This is a genomic window from Bradyrhizobium sp. (assembly GCF_035701725.1).
Classification (GTDB): domain Bacteria; phylum Pseudomonadota; class Alphaproteobacteria; order Rhizobiales; family Xanthobacteraceae; genus Bradyrhizobium.
The window spans coordinates 1-6,164 of record NZ_DASSRP010000035.1; the positions used below are offsets into that span (position 1 = coordinate 1).

At 64.6% G+C, this 6,164-nt stretch carries 8 protein-coding genes; 6 read left to right on the forward strand and 2 right to left on the reverse strand.

Going from position 1 to position 6,164, the window contains the following annotated elements:
• Positions 1–346: pseudouridine synthase (locus VFL62_RS02030; protein ID WP_325170711.1), on the forward strand; the 346-nt coding region annotated here is incomplete at its 5' end.
• Positions 347–391: 45 nt separating this feature from the next.
• Here VFL62_RS02030 and VFL62_RS02035 read toward each other — a convergent pair.
• Positions 392–853: a hypothetical protein gene (locus tag VFL62_RS02035; protein ID WP_325170712.1), complete on the reverse strand. Its 462-nt coding sequence runs from the start codon at positions 851–853 to the stop codon at positions 392–394.
• 76 nt (positions 854–929) lie between these two features.
• Between VFL62_RS02035 and VFL62_RS02040 the strand changes: the two genes are divergently transcribed.
• From VFL62_RS02040 to VFL62_RS02060, 5 genes are all read left to right on the forward strand, one after another.
• Positions 930–1,712 carry an ATP12 family chaperone protein gene (locus tag VFL62_RS02040; protein ID WP_325170718.1) on the forward strand — a complete coding sequence of 261 codons (783 nt, stop codon included), beginning with the start codon at positions 930–932 and terminating at the stop codon, positions 1,710–1,712.
• Positions 1,713–1,793: 81 nt separating this feature from the next.
• Positions 1,794–3,719: a flagellar hook-length control protein FliK gene (locus VFL62_RS02045; protein WP_325170713.1), complete on the forward strand. Its 1,926-nt coding sequence runs from the start codon at positions 1,794–1,796 to the stop codon at positions 3,717–3,719.
• Complete coding sequence (locus VFL62_RS02050) at positions 3,716–3,982, forward strand: EscU/YscU/HrcU family type III secretion system export apparatus switch protein (RefSeq protein ID WP_325170714.1); 267 nt, start codon at positions 3,716–3,718, stop codon at positions 3,980–3,982. The genes VFL62_RS02045 and VFL62_RS02050 overlap by 4 nt, the downstream gene beginning before the upstream one ends.
• Positions 3,983–4,049: 67 nt before the next feature.
• Positions 4,050–4,463 (forward strand): DOPA 4,5-dioxygenase family protein, encoded by a 414-nt coding sequence (locus VFL62_RS02055; protein ID WP_325170715.1) that lies wholly within the window; start codon positions 4,050–4,052, stop codon positions 4,461–4,463.
• Positions 4,464–4,579: 116 nt separating this feature from the next.
• Complete coding sequence (locus tag VFL62_RS02060; RefSeq protein ID WP_325170716.1) at positions 4,580–5,233, forward strand: carboxymuconolactone decarboxylase family protein; 654 nt, start codon at positions 4,580–4,582, stop codon at positions 5,231–5,233.
• Between the two features lie 208 nt (positions 5,234–5,441).
• On the opposite strand, the gene VFL62_RS02065 is transcribed toward VFL62_RS02060, so the two are convergent.
• Positions 5,442–5,852 carry a DUF4260 domain-containing protein gene (locus tag VFL62_RS02065; protein WP_325170717.1) on the reverse strand — a complete coding sequence of 137 codons (411 nt, stop codon included), beginning with the start codon at positions 5,850–5,852 and terminating at the stop codon, positions 5,442–5,444.
• Positions 5,853–6,164: the final 312 nt, after the last annotated feature.

A 6,164-nucleotide genomic window follows, 5' to 3' on the forward strand; every position in this document is an offset into this window, starting at 1 on the left:
CCATGCCGTGACCTATTACGCGGTGGTGGAAACCGCGGCGCAGAAGCTGGCCTGGGTTTCGTTGAAGCCGGTGACCGGGCGAACGCATCAGTTGCGCGCCCACATGGCCCATATCGGCCACGCCATCGTCGGCGATCCCAAGTACTTCAACAAGGAAAATTGGCAGCTGCCCGGCGGTTTGCAGAACCGCCTGCATTTGCTGGCCCGCAGGATCGTGATCCCGCACCCGCGCGGCGGGGTGATCGATGTCACCGCTCCGCTGCCGCCGCATATGCTGCAATCGTGGAACCTGCTCGGCCTGGAGGCCGACCGGTTCGATCCGATCGAGCACGCGCCGGAAGAGTGAACGATGCGTGCGCCTGGGCGGAGCTATTAAGAGGCCGCGCAGCCACTAATCTCCGTACTGCGCCAGAAATGCGCGCAACGAATCGTGCGGGCTCTCGACATCGTAGATCAGCCAGCCCTCTGGGCCATTCACCAGAATGAAGTTCATGATCACGCGACGTCCCTGGTTGTCGAAAGCGGCGGCGACGTAAGTCTTGTCGAATTGTCTGCGAAGAATGGAGATCGACACGCCGCCCAGTTTCCAGCTCGTGCTCTGCACCAGAAAGTCGTACGGCGCCTTGTTCGGCGTGCGCCACGCCGCGCGTAGCGCCGGATCGAAGAACTGCCGCGCGGCCTCGTCGTCGTGCGGCAGTCCGCTCGAGAGGGAGGAGGTTCGGTCGCCATAATACGCATAGACATTGCGCACCAGCGACTCCGGCGAGCGGAATCCGGCTTCACCGCGCGACGTTGCCACAAATAGAACGGCGCCGACGAGGGCCAAAAGGCGCGCTGCCGCTGGGTTTATCATGAATGCTGACTCGCTTTCACTGCTGCCGCGCCGTATCTATATCGGGAACGCTAACACAGCAGAAGTCGAACTCGAAATGCGCGAACACTTCGACGAAATCGCCGGCCAGGCCGAAGCCAACCCGATGAAGGCGGCGCAGCGCGCGGCCCGCGCGGTTCAGCGCAAACGCTTCTATGCCGAGGCGGCCACCGGCGAAGCTGACGGCGGCTACACCGTCACGCTTGACGGCAAGCCGATCAAAACGCCCTCTGGGCGCGCGGTGGTCGTTCCCGTGCGTCCGCTTGCGGACATGATCGCGGCGGAGTGGCGCGCGCAAGGCGAAATCATCGATCCCCTGACCATGCCGCTGACGCGCTTTGCCAACAGCGTCGTCCAGGGCGTGGCCGACAACGTCGCTGCCGTCAGCGAAGACGTCGCGAAGTATTTCGGCTCCGACCTGCTGTTCTATCGCGCCGGTCATCCGGAAGGGCTGGTGGCGCGAGAGAGCCAGCATTGGGACCCGATCCTGTTCTGGGCCGCCGAAAGGCTGGGCGCGCATTTCATGCTTGCCGAGGGCATCATGCATGTCCAGCAACCGGACCAGGCAATGGCGGCCGCGCGCGCGGCGCTGCCGGATGATCCCTGGCGGATCGGGGCGCTGCACGTGATCACGACGCTGACCGGTTCCGCACTTCTGGCGCTCGCGCTGTTCCACGGCGTGATCGATCCCGACCAGACCTGGGCGGCGGCCCATGTCGACGAGGACTGGAATGCCGAAAAATGGGGCGTGGACGAGGAGGTGGCGGCGCGCAGAGCCGCAAAGCTCCTCGATTTCAACGCGGTCGCGGCGGTTCTTCGGGCGCTGCATCAGGGCGGCTAGTGGTCGGCGCATGCGCGTCGGTTAACGGGAGGTTTACGACCCAAAGCTAGCCTCTCACCGGGTTTTCAGCCGCGGTGGATCATGGCGATCACGATCAATCCAAACCTTCAGCCGACGACGGCGACGGCGCCGAGCGCGCCGGTCAGCGGCGTCTTGTTGCAGGCAGGGCAGGTGATCACCGCCGAAGTCCTGCAGGTTCTCGGCACCGACCAGGTGCAAATCGCGATCGGCAATCAGACCATCGAGGCGACCACGCAAGTACCGCTTCAGGTCGGCCAAACCCTGCAATTGCAGGTATCGCAGACGCCAAATGGAATAGGGCTTGCGATCGTCAATCAGCCGACTACGGGCCAGGCAGGGGCCACGGGCGCCGCAGCATCCGACCCCATCGTCACGCTTTCGCCCTCGCTCGCCGCGAGCATCGCAGCCAACCTGCCGGTGGATGCGGTCATTCCCAATAATCCGCTGACGCCGCTTGAGACGTTGGCGGTCTCGGTTGCGGCACAGACGGCGGTGAGCCAACAGACCTCGCTGGCGCCGCTATTTGCCGATCTCAACGTCGCTGCCGCCGTTCCCAACCTGCCGCCGCAGGTTCAGCAGGCGGTTGTGCAGGTGCTGGCGCAGCAGACGACGCTCGATCCCCATCTCAGCGGCGAGGCGATCCAGCAGGCATTCCAGTCTTCCGGAATTTTCCTGGAGAGCTCGCTCGCCTCCGGATCGATCTCGACGGCCAGCGGCGTTCCCGATCTGAAAGCCGCGTTGATCGTGCTCCGTCAGGCACTGACCTCAGCGCTTTCCGATGTTACGGCGACGACCGGCACGGCCGCGCCGCTTGCCGCGTCGGCCGCTCAGGCGGCGGCGACGCAAGCGATCGCATCGCAGACGGTTGCGACGAGCGAGGCGACGACGTCCTCGGGTGGTCCTTCAACGGGCGCGGCATCGGCGACGGCCACGGCGATCCCGACCGCTGATACCGCCGGCACGGCACGGCCTGCGGCAACGCTCGCGGCCACCGCTTTGGTGGCGGCAAGCGAGCTGCTCGCGCAGGCCGGGGCGCCTGCTGCCGCCGCTCAAGCCGCGCCGCAGGAAATTCTCTCGGCTCTGTTGGTCGCGCCGCCCGCCACGGCGGCCACGGTCACGCCCGCAGCCTCGGCGCCTGATGCAGCGCCGACGACCGTGCAACAGGTTCTCGAGCTTGCCATCGGCGGTGCAACGCTCGCGCCGGCAGCGACCCCGGCGGATGCGGCGGCGCGCGCCGCCGCCTCAAGCGCCGCGCTCAACCTGTTGCAGGAAGTGCTGCAAGGCTCGCCCGTGGTTGCCGGCAGCGCGTCGAACCTGGTCCTGCAAAATGGCCAGTTGCTGTCGCTGATTCCGGTGGCCACTGGCGCGCGTGTGACGGTCGGCGCCGATGATGCGGAATTCGCGCGCAGCAACATTCCGCCGCCGCCGATCGGTGGCGCGCTGCCGTCGGCCCAGCCGGTGGCGCCGGCGACGCTTTCGGCGCACATGCCGGTCAACACTGCTTTGCAACACCTGCTCGACGACACCGACGGCGCGATCGCGCGGCAGACGCTGTTGCAGATCGCCTCGCTGCCTGGACAGGGCGACGCTGCGGCCTCCCGCATCGATGCGGCCACGCCGCGCTGGAATTTCGAGATTCCGTTTGCGACGCCGCAGGGCACCGCGATGGCGCAGTTCGAGATATCGCGCGATGCGACCGGGCGCGAGGCAACGGCGGCAAAAGCCACCTGGCGCGCACGCTTCTCGCTCAATGTCGAACCTGCGGGTCCGGTGCATGCGCTGGTGTCGCTCAATGGCGATCGCACCTCCGTGAAGATGTGGGCCGAACGGCCCTCGACCGCTTCGCAATTGCGGGCAGGGGTTTCGCAACTGACTCAAGCCTTGAGCCGTGCCGAACTGACGCCCGGCGATATCGTGGTCCGCGACGGCGCACCGCCCCCGCCGTCGAAAGCGCCGGTCGGGCATTTCCTGGATCGCGCGTCATGAGCGAGAGGGGCAAAAGCCAGCTCGCGGTCGCGCTGCATTACGATCGCACCGGTGCCCCGCGCGTCGTCGCCAAGGGCAAGGGCACCCTGGGCGAGAAGATCATCGAGGTCGCCAAGGCTCACAATATCCCGATCGAGGAAAACGAGGTGCTGGCGGGCGCGCTCTCCAACGTCGAACTCGGCGACGAAATTCCGGCCGAGCTCTACAAAGCGGTCGCCGAAGTCCTGATCTTCGTGCTGCGGCTGTCGGGCCGGGTGCGCTAGTTTCTGTCAGCATTTCACCGTGATAGGATCGTCGTCGCCGCCGATCCCATTTGCCCCTGGATAGCCCATGGAAACGCCCGCTGCCCCGAGAGGCTTACGCGAAATCGCAAGCTTTCATGCCCATGTCTATTACGATCCGGCAACGCGCGCGGAAGCCGAGCGGCTGCGGAGCTGGATCGGAGAACGTTTTTCGGTAACGCTCGGCCGCTGGCACGATGCCAAGGTAGGGCCGCACGACCAATCGATGTACCAGGTTGCGTTTGCGCCGGAAGTGTTTCCGACCCTGGTGCCGTGGCTGATGCTCAACCACGGACGCCTGAGCGTTCTGGTTCATCCGAACACAACCAACCCGCGCCGCGATCATCTCGACGATCCGATCTGGATCGGTCCCGCGCTCGCCGTCCATGGCGACGTTCTCCCCGACGAAGCTGAGAAAGAAGAGGCGCTGCCGCCCAACACCAATCCGGTTCTCAAGCCATGATCCGGCGGCAAGTTCCCATGACGGAGATATCGGAGAAACCGATAGGAACTTCAAATTCACCGCACTAGACTTCGGCGGCTTTTCCACGAGAACAACAAAACAAGCCGGAGGAAATCATGAAATCTGCCCTACTGATATCGTCGACGGTGCTGGCCGCGGCCGGCGGCTGGATCGCCGCGACGATGTTCGCGGCTCCCGCGACAAGCAAGGAGCCGCGCTTTCCGCAGCTCACGATGGATCAGCTCAGCGCGGCGCAGAAGCCGCTCGGCGAAGAGATCATGAAGATTTCGAGCGTCGGCATCGGCGGCCCATACAATCCGCTGATGCGCAGTCCGGTGCTCGGCCAGCGCCTGTTCGATCTATTTCACTATCTGCGCTGGGAGACGTCGGTCCCGACCAAGCTCAACGAATTCGCGATCATCATCATCGGGCGGCAGTGGCGCTCGCAGGTCGAATGGTTCGCGCATGCGCCGCTGGCGGCCAAGGCCGGCCTGTCGGCCGACATCATTGCCGAGGTGAAGGAAGGCAAGCGACCGTCGAAAATGGCCGAGGATGAGGCCGTCGTCTACGACTTCGTCACCGAATTGACGACGACGCAGAAGGTCTCCGACGAGACCTTCGCGCGGGCGAAGAAGGTGTTCAACGATCAGCAGATCGTCGATCTGACGGCGGTGGCCGGCAACTACGTGATGGTGGCGATGATACTGGCGATGGCGGAAGAAACCGTGCCGCCGGGCAAGGAGCCGCCATTCAAGGTCGGGGAGAAATAGGGAAGGCCTTCGTTTCACCTCTCGCCTTGTGGGAGAGGTCGGATCGCATCTTCAGATGCGATCCGGGTGAGGGGCTTTGGTCCCACGATGGACCGTAAACCCTCACCCCAACCCTCTCCCTGAGGGAGAGGGAGCGCACCGTTCTCGTGGTCATAGCTGAAACGAAGCATCAGTCGGCAACGCTGCGCGAAGTTCAGAGACCGTCGCCTCAGCCGTTCGCTTGCTTGCCGATTTTGCCGAGATGGGTAAAGCCGAAGCCTGTCGAATATTTCAGCCCGTAGCCGAGCGCGCGATCGAAACCGATATGCGCGAGCCAGATCAGAGCAAGCGAGAGCACCAGCGGCGGAGCGAAGCCAAAGCCGACGGTCAGCATGCCCAGGGGAATGACCGTGCTATGCATGACGTTGTAGGTCCATGCGCCGATTTTCGCTCCCGCCAGATAGCCGAGGAAACTGAGGTCCGGCGACAGAAACAGCACCACATAGAGCCACCACGGGCCGCCCCACAGGAAGTACAGCAGCGTCATTCCCGCAAATAGCGCCAGCCCTTCGAGCCGCAGCACGCTGCGTAACCCGCCCGATACCGCGCCCGTCGTCTCGGCGCTTGCGGTCTCTGCCATCGGTCCGATCCCCATCCAACGCCCGGCATGATAGGCGGCGCGGGCGATGCTGCCAATTGGCACCGATAAGCCCGCCGAATGGCGCAGATAAGCCGGACGAGGGCGTTTCCTCACCGCACAAGGCCTGTTAGAACGCAGGGCAATTCGGCTGGAAGATCAAGGCTGGGACGACATGAAAGACATTCTGGACACCCTTGAAGAACGGCGCGCGGGCGCCCGTCTCGGCGGCGGCGAAAAGCGCATCGCGGCCCAGCATGCGAGGGGCAAACTGACCGCGCGGGAGCGGATCGAGCTCTTGCTCGACAAGGGTAG

Excerpts from the sequence above, each read along its gene's own strand:
- VFL62_RS02035 (WP_325170712.1), bottom strand. The coding sequence starts at position 853 with ATGATAAACCCAGCGGCAGCGCGCCTTTTGGCCCTCGTCGGCGCCGTT.
- VFL62_RS02040 (WP_325170718.1), top strand. The coding sequence starts at position 930 with ATGCGCGAACACTTCGACGAAATCGCCGGCCAGGCCGAAGCCAACCCG.
- VFL62_RS02045 (WP_325170713.1), top strand. The coding sequence starts at position 1,794 with ATGGCGATCACGATCAATCCAAACCTTCAGCCGACGACGGCGACGGCG.
- VFL62_RS02050 (WP_325170714.1), top strand. The coding sequence starts at position 3,716 with ATGAGCGAGAGGGGCAAAAGCCAGCTCGCGGTCGCGCTGCATTACGAT.
- VFL62_RS02055 (WP_325170715.1), top strand. The coding sequence starts at position 4,050 with ATGGAAACGCCCGCTGCCCCGAGAGGCTTACGCGAAATCGCAAGCTTT.
- VFL62_RS02060 (WP_325170716.1), top strand. The coding sequence starts at position 4,580 with ATGAAATCTGCCCTACTGATATCGTCGACGGTGCTGGCCGCGGCCGGC.
- VFL62_RS02065 (WP_325170717.1), bottom strand. The coding sequence starts at position 5,852 with ATGGCAGAGACCGCAAGCGCCGAGACGACGGGCGCGGTATCGGGCGGG.